This window comes from Pseudoalteromonas espejiana DSM 9414 (assembly GCF_002221525.1).
In the GTDB taxonomy this organism is placed as follows: Bacteria; Pseudomonadota; Gammaproteobacteria; order Enterobacterales; family Alteromonadaceae; genus Pseudoalteromonas; species Pseudoalteromonas espejiana.
In genome coordinates, this window is the sequence record NZ_CP011028.1 from 1 (window position 1) to 16,593 (window position 16,593).

General features: G+C 40.9%; 12 protein-coding genes. 9 read left to right on the plus strand and 3 right to left on the minus strand.

The annotated features are described in order from the left end of the window. The first annotated feature begins 159 nt into the window (after positions 1-159). From dnaA to PESP_RS00040, 8 genes are all read left to right on the plus strand, one after another. On the plus strand, positions 160-1,551 hold the full coding sequence (dnaA, locus tag PESP_RS00005) for a chromosomal replication initiator protein DnaA (RefSeq protein WP_089349054.1): 1,392 nt from the start codon (positions 160-162) through the stop codon (positions 1,549-1,551). A gap of 13 nt (positions 1,552-1,564) precedes the next feature. Then, on the plus strand, positions 1,565-2,668 hold the full coding sequence (gene dnaN / locus PESP_RS00010; protein WP_089346222.1) for a DNA polymerase III subunit beta: 1,104 nt from the start codon (positions 1,565-1,567) through the stop codon (positions 2,666-2,668). Between the two features lie 14 nt (positions 2,669-2,682). After that, positions 2,683-3,777, plus strand: coding sequence for a DNA replication/repair protein RecF (recF, locus tag PESP_RS00015; RefSeq protein WP_089346223.1), 1,095 nt, complete (start codon positions 2,683-2,685; stop codon positions 3,775-3,777). 12 nt (positions 3,778-3,789) lie between these two features. After that, positions 3,790-6,216 carry a DNA topoisomerase (ATP-hydrolyzing) subunit B gene (gene gyrB, locus PESP_RS00020; RefSeq protein WP_089346224.1) on the plus strand — a complete coding sequence of 809 codons (2,427 nt, stop codon included), beginning with the start codon at positions 3,790-3,792 and terminating at the stop codon, positions 6,214-6,216. A 140-nt stretch (positions 6,217-6,356) separates the two neighbouring features. Next, positions 6,357-7,259 (plus strand): glycine--tRNA ligase subunit alpha, encoded by a 903-nt coding sequence (glyQ, locus tag PESP_RS00025; RefSeq protein WP_008130780.1) that lies wholly within the window; start codon positions 6,357-6,359, stop codon positions 7,257-7,259. A 2-nt stretch (positions 7,260-7,261) separates the two neighbouring features. After that, positions 7,262-9,331: a glycine--tRNA ligase subunit beta gene (gene glyS, locus PESP_RS00030; RefSeq protein WP_089346225.1), complete on the plus strand. Its 2,070-nt coding sequence runs from the start codon at positions 7,262-7,264 to the stop codon at positions 9,329-9,331. Positions 9,332-9,403: 72 nt separating this feature from the next. Next, positions 9,404-9,853, plus strand: a complete 450-nt coding sequence (locus PESP_RS00035) for an early set domain-containing protein (RefSeq protein WP_089346226.1) — start codon at positions 9,404-9,406, stop codon at positions 9,851-9,853. A gap of 68 nt (positions 9,854-9,921) precedes the next feature. Then, positions 9,922-10,473, plus strand: a complete 552-nt coding sequence (locus tag PESP_RS00040) for a hypothetical protein (protein WP_089346227.1) — start codon at positions 9,922-9,924, stop codon at positions 10,471-10,473. A 1-nt stretch (position 10,474) separates the two neighbouring features. Here the strand turns inward: PESP_RS00040 and tusA are convergent, their stop codons facing one another. The 3 genes from tusA to fadB all read right to left on the minus strand — a co-directional run bounded on the left by tusA (position 10,475) and on the right by fadB (position 14,299). Continuing rightward, positions 10,475-10,714 (minus strand): sulfurtransferase TusA, encoded by a 240-nt coding sequence (tusA, locus tag PESP_RS00045; RefSeq protein ID WP_055016202.1) that lies wholly within the window; start codon positions 10,712-10,714, stop codon positions 10,475-10,477. 251 nt (positions 10,715-10,965) lie between these two features. Further along, a complete protein-coding gene (gene fadA / locus PESP_RS00050; RefSeq protein ID WP_004588050.1) occupies positions 10,966-12,135 on the minus strand; it encodes an acetyl-CoA C-acyltransferase FadA in 1,170 nt (389 codons plus the stop codon). 4 nt (positions 12,136-12,139) lie between these two features. Then, positions 12,140-14,299 carry a fatty acid oxidation complex subunit alpha FadB gene (gene fadB / locus PESP_RS00055; RefSeq protein ID WP_089346228.1) on the minus strand — a complete coding sequence of 720 codons (2,160 nt, stop codon included), beginning with the start codon at positions 14,297-14,299 and terminating at the stop codon, positions 12,140-12,142. A gap of 294 nt (positions 14,300-14,593) precedes the next feature. Between fadB and PESP_RS00060 the strand changes: the two genes are divergently transcribed. Continuing rightward, on the plus strand, positions 14,594-16,480 hold the full coding sequence (locus PESP_RS00060; protein ID WP_089349055.1) for a transglycosylase SLT domain-containing protein: 1,887 nt from the start codon (positions 14,594-14,596) through the stop codon (positions 16,478-16,480). The last annotated feature ends 113 nt before the right edge of the window (positions 16,481-16,593 follow it).

Genomic DNA, 16,593 nt, shown 5'->3' on the forward strand with positions numbered 1-16,593 from the left:
TCAACAATTTTATAAAAATCAATCTTTTACTTGTGGATAAAGTGCCTTCATAATACGCGGTCTTGGGTCGGGTAGCCGGCCAATTGAACGCAATAAATGCATGATTTTTAATCATTATTGATGTGCGGGAATAAAAATTATACCTCTGGGAGTTTAACTGTGTATCTGTCGGTTTGGCAAAGTTGTTTATATGTATTGCAAGATGAGTTGCCTTCGCAACAATTCAGTATGTGGGTTAGACCACTACAAGCAGAAAGTACCGAAGATACCTTAACGATTTACGCACCTAATCGCTTTGTTCTTGATTGGGTAAGAGAAAAGTATTTAAACCGCATTAATGAGTTGCTCGTAGAAATTTGCGGCGATGAAGCACCCGAACTACGTTTTGATGTAGGCAGCAAGCCATTGCTAAATACACAAGCTGCACAGCCGAGTGTTGAAGCACCAGCTTCACCTAGTTCGCAAGCGCCTGCAAAGCAGCAGCCTGTTCAACAAAAAGTGGCGGTAGAGCCGGCGCCTAAGTCAGGCTATAAATCTAATATTAAAGATAACTATACCTTTGACAGCTTTGTTGAGGGTAAATCTAACCAGTTGGCAAAAGCCGCCGCAACACAAGTTGCAGATAACCCTGGTTCTGCTTTTAACCCTGTATTTATATACGGCGGTACAGGCTTAGGTAAAACTCACTTATTACATGCTGTAGGCAATGGCATTATGGCAAATAAGCCAGATGCTAAAATTGTTTACATGCATTCTGAGCGCTTTGTACAAGATATGGTAAAGGCACTACAAAATAACGCGATTGAAGAATTTAAGCGTTATTATCGTAGTGTTGATGCGCTAATGATTGATGATATTCAATTTTTTGCTAACAAAGAGCGCTCACAAGAAGAATTTTTCCATACCTTTAATGCATTATTAGAAGGTAACCAACAAATCATTTTAACCTCTGATCGCTACCCTAAAGAAATAGAAGGCGTAGAAGATAGACTTAAATCTCGATTTGGTTGGGGCTTAACGATTGCTATTGAGCCACCTGAGCTTGAAACGCGCGTGGCTATTTTGATGAAAAAAGCCCAGCAGAGTAAAATTAATTTACCGCACGAAGTTGCTTTTTTTATCGCTAAAAAATTGCGTTCAAATGTACGTGAATTAGAAGGCGCACTTAACCGCGTAATCGCTAATGCTAATTTTACCGGGCGTCCTATTTCTATCGACTTTGTAAAAGAAGCGCTACGCGATTTATTAGCTCTACAAGACAAACTTGTCACCATAGATAATATACAACGTACCGTAGCGGAGTATTACCGAATACGTGTATCTGACTTGTTATCTAAGCGCCGTAGCCGCTCTATAGCAAGGCCGCGTCAGGTAGCCATGGCATTATCTAAAGAATTAACTAATCACAGCTTACCTGAGATTGGTGACGCATTTGGTGGTCGCGATCACACCACTGTATTACATGCGTGTCGTAAGGTTAAATCACTTCGTGATGAAAGCCACGAAATAAAAGAAGATTATCAAAATTTAATAAGAACGTTGTCATCTTAGGGCTGACTTTATTATGCAAATAACCATTTCAAGAGAACAATTTTTAAAGCCATTAGTGCAAGTATCGGGCGCCATTGAGCGCAAACATACGTTACCTATTTTATCTAATGTATTGTTAGTGGTAGAGAACGGCCAACTTTCAATGACAGGTACCGACCTCGAAATTGAACTCGTTGCCGGCGTATTTGTTGGTGATGATATTGCCGATACAAAACTTACGTTACCCGCTAAAAAATTACTCGATATTTGTAAAAGCTTACCTGATGGCTCAGATCTTACATTAAGCTTGCAAGAGCACCAGTTGCTTTTAACCAGTGGTAAAAGTCGTTTTTCACTTACGACACTTGCAGCAGAAGATTTTCCTAATTTAGAGCAATGGGATGGTGAGGTTGAGTTTCAACTAACGCGTTTAGAGTTACGTAAGTTACTTGAAAGCACGCATTTCTCAATGGCTAACCAAGATGTACGTTATTACTTAAATGGTATGTCGTTTGAAGTAGATAATACTGATATTAAAACAGTAGCCACCGATGGCCACCGTTTAGCTATTGCTCAAAAAGAATTAAGCCAATCTCTAAATACACAGCGCCAACTAATCATACCGCGCAAAGGTGTACAAGAAATTATGCGCCTTATGGTAGCCGACGAAGAGTTAGTTACTATTCAATTTGGTGCTAATCACATTCGTATTATTGATGTTGAATTTACATTTACGAGCAAGCTGGTAGATGGCCGATTCCCAGATTATCGTCGTGTATTACCACGTGGTGGTGACAAAGTAATTACAGCTAACCGTGAATGGTTACGTAATGCATTTCAACGTGTGTCTATTTTATCTAATGAAAAGTTTAGAGGCGTACGCCTAAACTTAGCTAACGGCCTACTTAAAATTACCGCTAACAACCCTGAGCAAGAAGAGGCTGAGGAAATAGTAGAGGTAATGTATGAAGGCGATGAGCTAGAAATTGGTTTTAACGTTTCATATGTATTAGATGTATTAAACACCTTAAAAACAGAAGACGTACTATTTACATTAGCCGACTCAAACAGCAGTGCACTTATTGAAGGTGCCGGTGATGAAGAAGCTATGTATGTGGTTATGCCTATGCGTTTATAAGATACCTAATATAAATGAGTTTAAGTCACTTGAGCCTCAAATATTTTCGTAATATTGAGGCACTGACGCTAGAACCAGTAAACGGCGTTAATATAATTTATGGTGAAAACGGCAGCGGAAAAACCAGCCTTTTAGAGGCTATTTATTACCTTTCTCACGGCAAATCTTTTCGAACACCTAAACACAAAAGTATTATTCAACATCAGCAAGAACAGTTTGTAATACATGGCCGAAAGGCACTGCATGACTTGTCTATTCCTATAGGAATTAGTAAAACCCAAAGTGGTGAAACTAATTTAAAAATACAGGGTAAGGCAAGCAGAAAAATATCAGAACTGGCGCAGCTAATGCCTGTGCAAATAATTACACCAGAAAGCTATTCGTTATTTTTTGGTGGCCCTAAAGAGCGAAGAAAATTTTTAGATTTAGGGTTGTTCCACGTGGAACATGAGTTTTTTTATTTATGGCAGTCGTTCAATAAAGTACTTAAACAACGTAATGCATTACTAAAAAGTAAGCCTAAGAATTATTTTGACCAAATTAGGTTTTGGGACAAAGAATTTGTTAGACTGGCAGAACAAATAAATAAATTAAGAATTGCGTATATAAGTAGGTTTAAGCAGCAGTTTTTTGATAAAATGTGTGCAGAATTAACGCTTATACGCGATTTAGAAATTAACTTTAATGCAGGCTGGAAAGAGAGTGAATCTCTTAGCGATGCGTTAGAGCAAAACTTTGAGCGAGATGCTCGCCAAGGTTTTACAAGTAAAGGGCCGCACAAGGCCGATTTTAGTTTTAGTGTCGCTGGCAACAGCGTAGAGAATACGTTCTCACGTGGTCAATTGAAGCTATTGCTTTATGCGTTAAAAGTAACGCAAAATAGTTTAATTGAGTCAGAGACAGATAAGCAATCAATATTGCTAATAGATGATCTACCTTCAGAGTTAGGCGAAGATACAAAAGAGAAAGTGGGACAATTACTGGCTCATTGTAGTTCTCAAATTTTTATTTCTTCAATTTTATCTGAAAGTATTTCTGCTGTGGTGGAACCCATGCAACGAGAACTACAAATGTTCCACGTGAAACATGGCAACCTAATAACAAGATAAGTGGGATTAACCATGTCTGAGAATTACGATTCGTCGAGTATTAAAGTACTTAAAGGATTAGACGCAGTAAGAAAGCGTCCTGGAATGTATATAGGGGACACCGATGATGGCACAGGCTTACACCACATGGTGTTTGAGGTCGTTGATAACTCTATCGATGAAGCCTTAGCAGGTCATTGTGATGATATTTATGTAACGATTCACTTAGACGGTTCAGTCTCTGTTCGAGATAACGGTCGTGGTATCCCAACTTCAATCCATGAAGAAGAAGGTGTATCAGCAGCCGAGGTTATCATGACGGTACTTCATGCTGGTGGTAAGTTTGATGATAACTCTTATAAAGTATCAGGCGGCTTACACGGTGTTGGTGTATCGGTAGTAAATGCATTATCAGAAAAACTAACGCTAACTATTCGCCGTGAAGGCAAGTTGCACGAACAAACATATAGCATGGGTGTACCAAATGCTCCTTTAGCTATTATTGGCGATGCTGACACAACAGGTACCGAACTACGTTTTTGGCCTAGTGGCGAAACATTTACAAACCTAGATTTTCATTACGATATTTTAGCTAAGCGTTTACGCGAGCTATCTTTCTTAAACTCTGGCGTTAGCATTATCCTAACCGACGAGCGTGAAGAAAATAAAAGTGACCACTTCAAATACGAAGGTGGTATTCAGGCGTTTGTTGAATACTTAAACCGTAATAAAACACCGGTACACAAAGGTGTATTCCACTTTACTCACGAACGTGAAGAAGATGGAATTAGCGTAGAAGTATCTATGCAGTGGAACGATGGCTTCCAAGAAAACATTTACTGTTTCACAAATAATATTCCACAGCGTGATGGTGGTACTCACTTAGCCGGTTTTAGATCTGCGCTAACACGTACGCTTAACAACTACATGGAAAAAGAAGGCTTTAACAAAAAAGCTAAAACAACCAGTAATGCAACGGGCGATGATGCACGTGAAGGCTTAACTGCAGTTGTTAGTGTTAAAGTACCCGATCCTAAGTTCTCATCACAAACCAAAGACAAGCTAGTATCAAGCGAAGTTAAATCTGCGGTTGAACAAGCAATGGCTGAAAAGTTCTCTGACTTCTTACTAGAGAACCCAATGGACGCTAAAATTGTTGTTGGTAAAATTATTGATGCAGCACGAGCACGTGAAGCGGCGCGTAAAGCCCGTGAAATGACTCGTCGTAAAGGCGCTATGGATTTAGCTGGTTTACCTGGTAAATTAGCCGACTGCCAAGAAAAAGACCCATCATTATCTGAACTATACATAGTGGAGGGTGACTCAGCTGGCGGTTCAGCCAAGCAGGGTCGTAACCGTAAAAACCAAGCCATTTTGCCACTTAAAGGTAAAATCTTGAACGTAGAGAAAGCACGTTTTGATAAAATGCTTTCTTCACAAGAGGTAGCAACGCTAATCACCGCGCTTGGTTGTGGTATTGGCCGCGATGAATATGACCCAGAAAAACTACGTTACCACAGCATCATAATCATGACCGATGCGGACGTGGATGGTTCTCACATTCGTACATTACTACTTACATTCTTTTACCGTCAAATGCCGGAAATTGTTGAGCGTGGTTACATTTATATTGCACAGCCACCACTTTACAAAGTGAAAAAAGGTAAGCAAGAGCGTTACATTAAAGATGATCCTGCTCTTGTAGATTACCTTACGTCGCTTGCTCTTAACAATGCAGCGCTTTACACAAGTGAAGATGCAACTGCAATTGAAGGCGAAGCGCTTGAACAAATAGTACAAGATTACCAAAACACAGTTAAAGTAATTGAGCGCTTAAAACGTAAATACCCTAACACGGTAATGGAGCGTTTAATTTACCAAAGCGAGTTAAAAGTAGAAGACTTATCTAACGAAGCTAAAGTAATTGAGTGGACTAAAGAGCTTGTTGATGACTTAGTTGAACGTGATGAAGATGCGACAATTTTCCATGCGGGTACTGAGCACGACGCAGAGCGTAACTTATACTTCCCGGTTGTGAATATTCGTCAGCACGGTGTTGATAAAGCCCATGTATTACACTACGACTTTATTGCATCACGTGACTACCAACGTATTGCTGTAACTGGCACGAAGATCGCTAACATCTTAAAAGAAGGCGCATATGTTCAACGTGGTGAGAAAACAAAACCTGTTGATAACTTTGTGGATGCTTTGGAATGGTTGATCACAGAATCTAAGCGCGGGATCTATATTCAACGCTATAAAGGATTAGGTGAAATGAACCCTAGCCAGCTGTGGGAAACAACAATGGATCCTAGCGCTCGTCGTATGTTACAAGTAACAATTGAAGATGCCGTTGCTGCGGATCAATTGTTTGCAACATTAATGGGCGATCAAGTTGAGCCGCGACGTGAGTTTATTGAAACTAACGCGCTACGCGTAGTTAATCTAGACGTGTAAAAAAATATACTTAGATCGTAAAAGGAGCCTTATGGCTCCTTTTTTATTTTAACAACCGCACAAACTGCTTAAAACCTGAGTGTGCACAAGGTATACTGAGGGTAATTTTCACGCTACTTTCAAATAGTAAAAAGCCAAATATGCAAAAATATGACGTTAAAACCTTTCAAGGTTTGATCCTGGCTTTACAGGATTATTGGGCGCAGCAAGGCTGTGTCATTATTCAACCACTTGATATGGAAGTGGGCGCAGGGACATTTCACCCGCAAACATTTTTAAAATCTATTGGCCCAGAGCCAATGTCGAGCGCATATGTTCAACCATGTCGTCGTCCTACTGATGGCCGCTACGGCGAAAACCCTAATCGCCTGCAACATTACTACCAATTTCAGGTAGTACTAAAGCCATCGCCAGATAACATTCAAGAGCTTTACTTAGGCTCTTTAGAAGCAATGGGCATTGATACCCTTACTCACGAAGTTCGCTTTGTAGAAGATAACTGGGAATCACCAACGCTAGGTGCATGGGGCTTAGGTTGGGAAATTTGGTTAAACGGTATGGAAGTAACGCAGTTTACTTACTTCCAGCAAGTAGGGGGCTTAGAGTGCTCACCAGTAACTGGCGAGATTACTTACGGCCTAGAGCGTTTAGCAATGTACATACAGGGCGTAGATAGCATTTACGACCTAGTATGGGCAGACGGTCCATTAGGACGTGTAACTTACGGCGACGTGTTCCACCAAAATGAAGTAGAGCAATCTACTTACAACTTTGAACACGCAAACGTAGAAGATTTATTTGCACAGTTTGATAAGTGTGAAGCTGAGAGCCAAAAGCTAATTGAAGCTAACTTACCCCTACCTGCATACGAGCAAGTAATGAAAGCATCGCACGCGTTTAACTTATTAGATGCGCGCCATGCAATCTCAGTAACCGAACGTCAGCGTTATATTTTACGCGTTCGAGCGTTATCAAAAGCGTGTGCACAAAGTTATTACGATGCACGTGAAGCGCTTGGTTTCCCGCTGTGTAAGGATAAGTAAGCATGTCAGCAGAAAATTTATTAGTAGAAATTGGCACCGAAGAGTTGCCACCAAAAGCACTGCGTAAACTAGCAGAAGCGTTTGCTGCAAATTTAACTCAAGAACTAGAAACACTAGAGCTAGCACACCAAGGCGTAAGCTGGTATGCATCGCCTCGTCGTTTGGGTTTACAAGTAAAAGCGCTTGAAGCTAAACAGCAAGACAAAGAAGTTGAAAAACGCGGCCCTGCAACAAAAGCAGCATTTGACAGCGAAGGTAATCCAACTAAAGCGGCAATGGGTTGGGCTCGTGGTTGTGGTATTGAAGTAAGTGAAGCTCAAACACTAGAAACCGATAAAGGTGCTTGGTTGTTGCATATTGCTAAAGTAGCAGGGCAAGAAACCAAAACACTAATGAGCGACGCTATTGCAAAGTCGTTAGCTAAATTACCAATCCCTAAACCTATGCGTTGGGGCGCGAATAAAACACAATTTATTCGCCCAGTTCATACAGTAACAATTTTATTTGGTAGCGAATTACTAGAAGGCGAAATACTTGGTAAGCAAGTAACTAACCAGTTACAAGGTCATCGTTTTCATCATCCAGAAAAAATTAGTATTAACCATGCAGACGACATTTTTGATGTATTAAAATCTGCTTACGTTATTGCTGACTACGAGCAGCGTAAAGCGCAAATTCGTGCACAAATAGAAGACGCTGCAAGCGCAGTGAATGCTGTTGTTGCAATGGATGAAGACTTACTAGAAGAAGTAACATCACTGGTAGAGTGGCCAGTTACTTTAACGGCAACATTTGAAGAAGCATTTTTAGATGTGCCAGCCGAAGCGCTAATTTACACCATGAAGGACGATCAAAAATACTTCCCGTTACTAGATCAAAACGGCAAACTTTTAAATAAGTTTTTATTTGTATCTAACATCGAAAGTAAAGATCCAAGTGTGGTAATTTCAGGTAACGAAAAAGTAGTGCGCCCGCGTTTAGCCGATGCGCAGTTCTTCTTTGAGACTGATAAAAAGAAAACATTAGAAAGCCGTTTAGAGTCGCTTGATACCGTTTTATTCCAAAAGCAGTTAGGTACGCTTAAAGATAAATCTGTACGTATTAGCGAACTTGCCGGATACATTGCTGAGCAACTAGGTGCCGATAAAGACCTAGCAAAACGTGCCGGCCTATTAAGTAAAACTGACTTAATGACCGAAATGGTAATGGAATTTACCGACGTACAAGGTGTAATGGGTATGCATTACGCACGCTTTGATGGTGAAGCAGAAGACGTAGCTATTGCGCAAAACGAGCAATACATGCCACGCTTTGCAGGCGATAACTTACCTACAAACCTAATTAGCTGTGCAGTAGCTATTGCTGATAAGTTTGATACGCTGGTGGGTATTTTTGGTATAGGCCAAGCACCAAAAGGCGACAAAGACCCATTTGCACTTCGTCGTGCTGCTATTGGTGCACTGCGCATCATGGTAGAAAAAGAACTTCCGCTGGATATTTTAGACCTAGTAGCAAAAGCACAAACTCTGTTTGGCGATAAACTAACTAACCTAAATGTATCAACTGATGTATTTGACTTTATGCTAGGGCGTTTCCGTGCATGGTATCAAGACGAAGGTATTGAAGTAGACGTAATTCAAGCTGTGCTTGCACGTCGTCCTACTAAACCTGTTGATTTTGATCGTCGTGTTAAAGCCGTAAGTCACTTCCGTACTTTAGAAGCCGCAGAAGCACTTGCAGCAGCGAACAAGCGTGTAGGTAATATATTGGCTAAAAATAACATTACCACCGCAGGTAATGTGAATGAGAGCTTGTTATCGGATGATGCAGAAATAGCACTTGCTTCACAAGTTGCTAAGTTTGCCACCGAACTTGCACCGCTTTACAGCGATGGTAACTACCAAGAAGCACTAAGCCAATTGGCAGGTATTCGTCAAAGTGTTGATAACTTTTTTGACAACGTTATGGTTATGGCCGACGATGAAGCTGTAAAGCAAAATCGCCTCGCGCTATTAAGCCAATTAAGCCGACTATTTTTAGATATTGCAGATATTTCTGTACTACAAAAATAACACTGCTTAGTTAAATAAAAAGCCAGCGTTTTGCTGGCTTTTTAGTTTTCACAGAACCAAGGACACTCATTAATGATACCAATGAAACGAATTTTAACCCTTGCCATTGCCGGTTTACTTACCGCGTGTACTAGCCAAGTGTCGATTAACGATGTATTACCACAGCAAGAACTTGATAAAACAATTTATCTAAGAGGCGACTTTACACTGTGGGATGCCGAACCACAGTATCAGTTTATGCCTGTTGGAGGCGCGCTTTATCAAGCCGAAGTTAAATTTAGTACGCCAGGTAAAGTGTACGAATTTAAAATAGCTGATGCTGATTTTAGTGAAGGTTATAACTGCGGTTACAGCGATGCACAACCTGCTGGGCAAAAACTCACACTTGGCCAACCTGTGCTTGCCGACTGTAATACCATTTATAATTATTTTAGCTACTCGCCCGCAATAAAAGGCACGTACATAGTAAGCATTGATTACAGTGACTATGATGAGCCGCGAGTGACGATTACTAAGAAATAGCTGTAAGCTATAAGTCGTAAACTTTCAGTTTCCGGAGTGAACTTACAGACTTGTGACAAGGACGTTTTATGAAGGCAAAAAGATTGGAACAAAGAAATAAATTTTTACGTAGGTCGAGAGCCCACAAATATAGAGGGTTTATGAAAAAGGACATTTGGTTTAATTACTCTGTTGCTGCTGGAGCGAGTTTCGCTTATTTTCTAATACTACCTAGTTTAGGTAGCGCTAAATTAGATAGGATATTACTTCTTGTAGCTAGCAATCTATTTGGCATTAGTCTGATATTGAACACAATGTTTACTATGGTATTAAGGAAAAGTAATCAATTTTCAACATTGGCACATAGAAATTTAAGTACAAGGATGTATAAAGCAATATTTATAGCACCGTTACTTTTATTCGCTGTAGCAATAGTTGTTTTTCTTGCTTCTATATCAGCTAGCTTAGCTTTAATTAGTTCTAGCTCAGCCTTTATCTTTTTGAGCTTACATAAATATTTAGAAATTAAAAATAAATCAGAGATAGATTCATTTTTTAAGATAAATGATAAAGCGGTACTTAAAGTTCTAATTTTTATTTCAGTAACTCTGGCTGCCATTGGCTTTATATATATATTCTAGCTTAAAGCCCTTTCTTCACCACATATCTATAGGGTGCTTCTTCAACGTCTTTAGCCACCAGCGTGTGATCCATAAACGTACAAAAACTTGGAATGTCACGGGTGGTTGATGGGTCGTCGGCAATGATAAGCAGTGTTTCGCCATCATTAATTTTGCGAATAGCAGCGCGAATCATCATTACAGGTTCTGGGCAGCGAAGGCCCATAGCGTCTAATTGGTGATCGGGATTATCAAAGCTCATAAAAAGTTACCTGTAAAAATAGTCGCGGCTTGGTTAGGTCGGGTAGTTTAGCGCAAATAAACCTGTGGGTTAACTATTTTGCATATAACGAATCAGCTCAATAAAGTAATAAATAATCTGGCATAAGTTTAATACGCCGATCACATTATTTATTTTAACCAGTAAAAGCTGGTGGCATAAAAAAAGGCGAACTGATTTGCATCAGTTCGCCTTTTTAATCACCAAGATGGTTTACATGTTTAAGCTAATAATTAGTCTTGAACACGTTCAAATACAGTAGCAATACCTTGGCCTAAACCAATACACATAGTTGCTAAACCGTATTTTGCATTTTTGTCTTCCATTAAGTGAATAAGCGAGGTGCTAATACGCGAACCCGAACAACCCAGAGGGTGGCCAAGAGCGATAGCGCCGCCGTTTAAATTCACTTTTTCGTCAACTACGTCTGCTAGACCTAAGTCTTTAAGAACAGGTAGTGACTGCGCTGCAAAGGCTTCGTTAAGCTCTGCTACGTCAATGTCATCAATAGTAATACCCGCTTGTGCAAGTGCTTTTTTACTTGCTGGTACTGGGCCGTAACCCATGATTGATGGATCGCAACCGGCAACAGCCATTGCTTTAACACGTGCACGAATTGGTAAACCTAGCTCTTTTGCTTTTTCTTCGCTCATTACTAACATCGCTGATGCGCCATCAGAAAGTGCAGAAGATGTACCCGCAGTAACCGAGCCAGAAGCCGGGTTAAATACTGGGCGTAGCTGAGATAAGCCTTCAACTGTTGTTTCAGGACGAATTACTTCATCATCTTCAACTAAAATAAGTGAACCATCTGCTGCGTGACCTTCCATTGCTAAAATTTCGCGGCGGAAACGTCCTTCAACTGTTGCAGCATGTGCACGTTGATGTGAGCGATATGCAAACTCGTCTTGCTGCTGACGGCTAATGCCGTGAATAGTAGCAAGGTATTCTGCTGTTAAACCCATAGAGCCCGATGCTTGTGCAATTGATGTAGCTAAGCCTGGGTGAAAGTCGTTACCGTGGGTCATAGGTACGTGGCCCATGTGCTCAACACCACCAATCAGGTAAGTATCGCCAGCGCCTGTCATAATAGCGCGTGCTGCGTCATGCAATGCTTGCATTGACGAGCCACATAAACGGTTAACGGTTGTAGCAGGTACTGAATGTGGAATACCAGCAAGTAACGATGCATTACGTGCAACGTTAAAGCCTTGCTCAAGTGTTTGCTGTACACAGCCCCAATAAATATCGTCAATTGATGCAGGATCAACAGCCGGGTTGCGCTCTAATAACCCTTTCATAAGGTGAGCACTTAAATCTTCCGCACGCTTGTTTTTAAATACGCCGCCTTTTGAGCGACCCATTGGTGTGCGGATACAATCTACAATTACTGGATTATTCATGATATTAACCTTCCACCTTATAGAAAACACGACCTTCTTCGGCCCATTTGCGAGTTTGTTCTGATACTTGGTAAATCGCACCTAGGTGAGCATATTTGTCTGCTGATGCAACAAAGTTAGCTAAACCAGTTTGATCTAAGTAACGGAACGCGCCGCCTCTAAATGGAGGGAAACCAACGCCGTATACAAGGGCCATATCTGCTTCTTGAGGAGAAGCAACAATGCCTTCTTGTAAACAAAGTAGTACTTCGTTGATCATTGGGATCATACAACGGTCAATGATTTCTTGTTTATCAAATTCTTTAGGTGCATCAGTAATTGGCGCTAGTAGCTCAACTGCTGTTGCATCGTTTGATTTTTTAAGACGACCACGGCGGTCTGTTTCGTACTTGTAGAAGCCCGCTTTGTTCTTTTGACCAAAACGTTTTTCGTTAGCAAAAACAGTGACCGGATCTTTTTCTGCACGTGCCATACGCTCAGGGAAACCGTCTGCCATTACGCCAGTACAGTGGTAAGCCGTATCAATACCTACAACATCAAGTAGGTAAGCTGGGCCCATTGGCCAGCCAAATACGTTTTCCATTACTTTATCTACTTTTGCAAAGTTAGCGCCTTCAACCACTAATTTGCTAAAGCCTGCAAAGTACGGGAATAAAACACGGTTTACAAAAAAGCCTGGGCAATCGTTAACAACAATTGGTGACTTGCCAAGTTTAAGGGCGTAATCAACTACTGCATTAATTGTTTTATCAGAGGTTTTTGCACCACGGATAATTTCTACTAATGGCATTTTTGGCACTGGGTTGAAAAAGTGCATACCACAGAAATTTTCTGGCTTATCAAGTGCTTCTGCCAGCAAATCAATACAAATAGTCGAAGTGTTTGATGTAAGTACAGTGCCTTCAGGCATGTTCTTTTCAAGGTTGGCTAATACTGATTGCTTAACTTTAGGGTTTTCTACTACGGCTTCAACAATAATGTTGGCGTTTTGTAGGTCTGCATCGTTAAGCGTTGGCTTAATTTTGCTAAGTGTTGCCAGCATTTTTTCCATTGGCATATGGCCGCGTTTAACTTTAGCACCAAGTAGTTTAGACGCTTCACCCATACCTAAATCTAGCGCATCCTGTTGGATGTCTTTCATTATGATTGGTGTGCCTTTATAAGCTGACTGGTATGCAATACCGCCGCCCATAATACCTGCGCCTAATACAGCAGCTTGTTTAATTTCAACATCGCTGTGCTTAGCAAGTTTACGTGCTTTGCCTTTAATGAACTGGTCATTTAAGAAAATGCCAGTTTGTGCAGCTGCTTCATTAGTGCGCGCAAGTTTTGCAAAGTTAGCATTTTCGATTGCCATTGCTTCATCGCGAGTACAGTTTGCCGCTGCTTTAATGGTACGTACTGCCATAACCGGTGCAGGATAGTGGCCTTTGGTTTTACCCATTACCATACCTTCTGCCATAGCAAAGCTCATGCCTTGCTCAACGCGGTTTAATTTAAGTGGCTGTAGTTTTACGTTGCGTTTTGCTTGCCAATCTAGCTTGCCAGCAATTGCTAATTCAAGTGTTGATAGGCTTGACTCTAGTAGTTTGTCAGCACTAACTACCGCGTCAAACGCACCTACTTTAAGGGCGTCAGCTGCACGGTTTTCTTTACCAGAGGTGATCCATAACATAGCGTTATCAGCACCAATAATGCGTGGTAGGCGCACTGTGCCACCAAAACCAGGCATTATGCCAAGTTTAACTTCTGGTAGGCCCATTTTAGCTGTTTCGCTTGCAACACGATAATCGGTAGCAAGTGCCCACTCACAACCGCCGCCAAGTGCCATGCCGTTTATAGCACTAAGGGTTGGGAATGGTAAATCTTCGATAGCGTCAAAAACGTCAGTTGCGTTTTTGATCCACGTTACTAATTCTTCTTCTGGTTTAGTAAATGTAGGTAAAAATTCGAAGATGTCGGCACCAATAATAAAGTGGTCTTTATCACTGGTAAAAATCATGCCTTTGATATCAGAATTAGCGGCTAATTCTTTTAATGCTGCTGCACAATCTGAAAGAGTTTGCTGAGATAGTGTGTTTACAGAACCTGCAACACAAAACTTAAACTCGGCGATGTTTTCCTTAAGGAAGCTAACTTCAAAGGAATCGCTTTTATATAACATTATTATTCTCCCTAGTTGACGAACTAAGACTGGTACGATGAGTTTGCATTTCGACCAGTGTGCTTGCTTTAAAAATAAAATGCAACGAAAAATTTAACTCGGTTACAAACGGTTGGTTAAAATATAGCTGGTTTGGTGCTAAGGTGTACTGGAATGTATTAAACGTAATAGTTAATTATTATGAGAGCGCGTATTAATTGCCGCTCATACTTTACTAAAGGCACCATTATTACTGCACTTGTGCCCCAAGCTGGAATTTTTAACCCTGACAGGTCATTAAACCTAAAGGACATTATGAAAAAACATGTATTAAGCGCTTTGGCAGCTGCATTTATTCTTCCTTTTAGTTCTGCCCAAGCAAGCTCAGATAACGACGCATTTTTAGATGCTGAAAAAAAAGTGCGTTACGGCAGCTACCAAGACTTTAAAGAAGCACTTAACGGGCTCGACCATCCGTTAAAGCCCTATGTAGAAAAAACATACTGGCAGCGCCATCCACATATTAAATATCAAAACGAAATAGAAAATTACCTCACTATTTACGAGCATACTCCGCTGGAGTGGCCGGTGCGAAAAGCATGGCTAACGTATCTTGAAAAAAATAATAAAAAAGCGGTTTATATAAAAAATTACCGAGAAACGTCTAACGCGGCATTAACCTGTACCTACTTAGATTACCAGCTTGATTTAGGTGCGCCAGAAAAGGCTATTTTAAATCAGGTAACTGATTTATGGACTGTGGGAAAATCGCAGCCCAATGAATGCGACTCGTTATTTTCGCTATGGCGTAAAAAAGGCTACATGAATAAAGACGCTGTTTGGCAGCGTATTACACTTGCCGCAGAAGGCGGCACACAAAGCCTGTTACCTTATTTAAAAACACTCTTACCTAAAAATGAGCGCTACTTAGCTGATTTATATTTAAAAGTACGCCGCGATCCAAGTGCAGCGGCTGGCTTGTATCGATATAAAAACAAATCGGCAAAAGAAGCGCAAATTGCCATTTATGGTGTAAAGCGCTTAATTTGGCGCGACAAAGCGCTGGCTTTACGAGCATGGCAAAAAATAGAGCAAATGTTTAACTACAGCGAAGACGCTAAGGCCGATTTATATTATTCATTTGCTTTATCGCTTGCTTCAAGCGGGCATAAGCAGGCCAGCTTTTGGTTAAACAAGGTGCCTAAAGCCCGCCAAGATAGAAAGCTAATACAGTGGCAACTAGGTAATATGCTTAAAACTCAAGACTGGGAAGGTATAGCTGCATTTTTTACAGGTAAAGATGATTTAAGTTTAGGGCAACAATATTGGCTTGCTTACAGTTATGCAAAACGAGGCGAGCAGCAAAAAGCGGACGAAATATGGACCAAGGTTGCTGCTAATCGCGATTACTATGGTTTTTTAGCTGCTGCTCGATTAGGGCTGCCGGTTGATTTGAATAATCAGCCGTTAGTGGTTGATCAAAAACTAGTAGATAAGGTAGTAAATGCGCCAGGCTTTAAACGTGCTAAAGCACTTTATGAGCTAGAGCGATTTACCTCAGCGCGCCGCGAGTGGAATTACTTAACTAACACCTCTACAGAAGAAGAAAAGCTAGCGGCATCAAAAGTCGCGGCTCAAAATGATTGGCACGACAATGTCATATTCACCTTAGCAAAAATTAAAGCATGGGATTATGTTGAGCTGCGTTTTCCGTTTGCGTTTCAAGATTTATTTGAGCGTTACAGTAAACGAAGCAAAATAGACCCAGCATGGAGTATTGCCATTGCAAGGCGAGAGAGCTCGTTTGCACCCGATGCCCGCTCGCACGCTAATGCCCGTGGCTTAATGCAATTACTCCCAAGTACTGCTGAATACGTTAATAAAGCCAGAGTGTCGAGCGCGCGGTTATATCAACCAAAAACAAATGTGCGTTTAGGTACTAGTTATTTACAGTATTTAAAAAAGAAAAACCATGGCAACGAAATACTAGCAACGGCGTCTTATAATGCGGGGTATCACCGTATTAAGCGTTGGTTACCCGATGAAGCAATACCCGCTGAACTATGGGTAGAGTTAATTCCATACCGAGAAACCCGCGACTATGTAAAAAATGTATTTGCATATAGGCAGGTGTATCACACCCGTATGGGCCGAGAAGGAAATGTGCTTGCGCCACTGCTTGAGATGGAAATGGGTGGTTGAATATATGATAGCAATCGATTAGTAACTTAACACGACTGGTATCAGTATTAAGAAGGGGGATATTTACATGTTAAATATCCCCCTTTTTTGAGCGCTTAGTGTTTAAGTGGTAG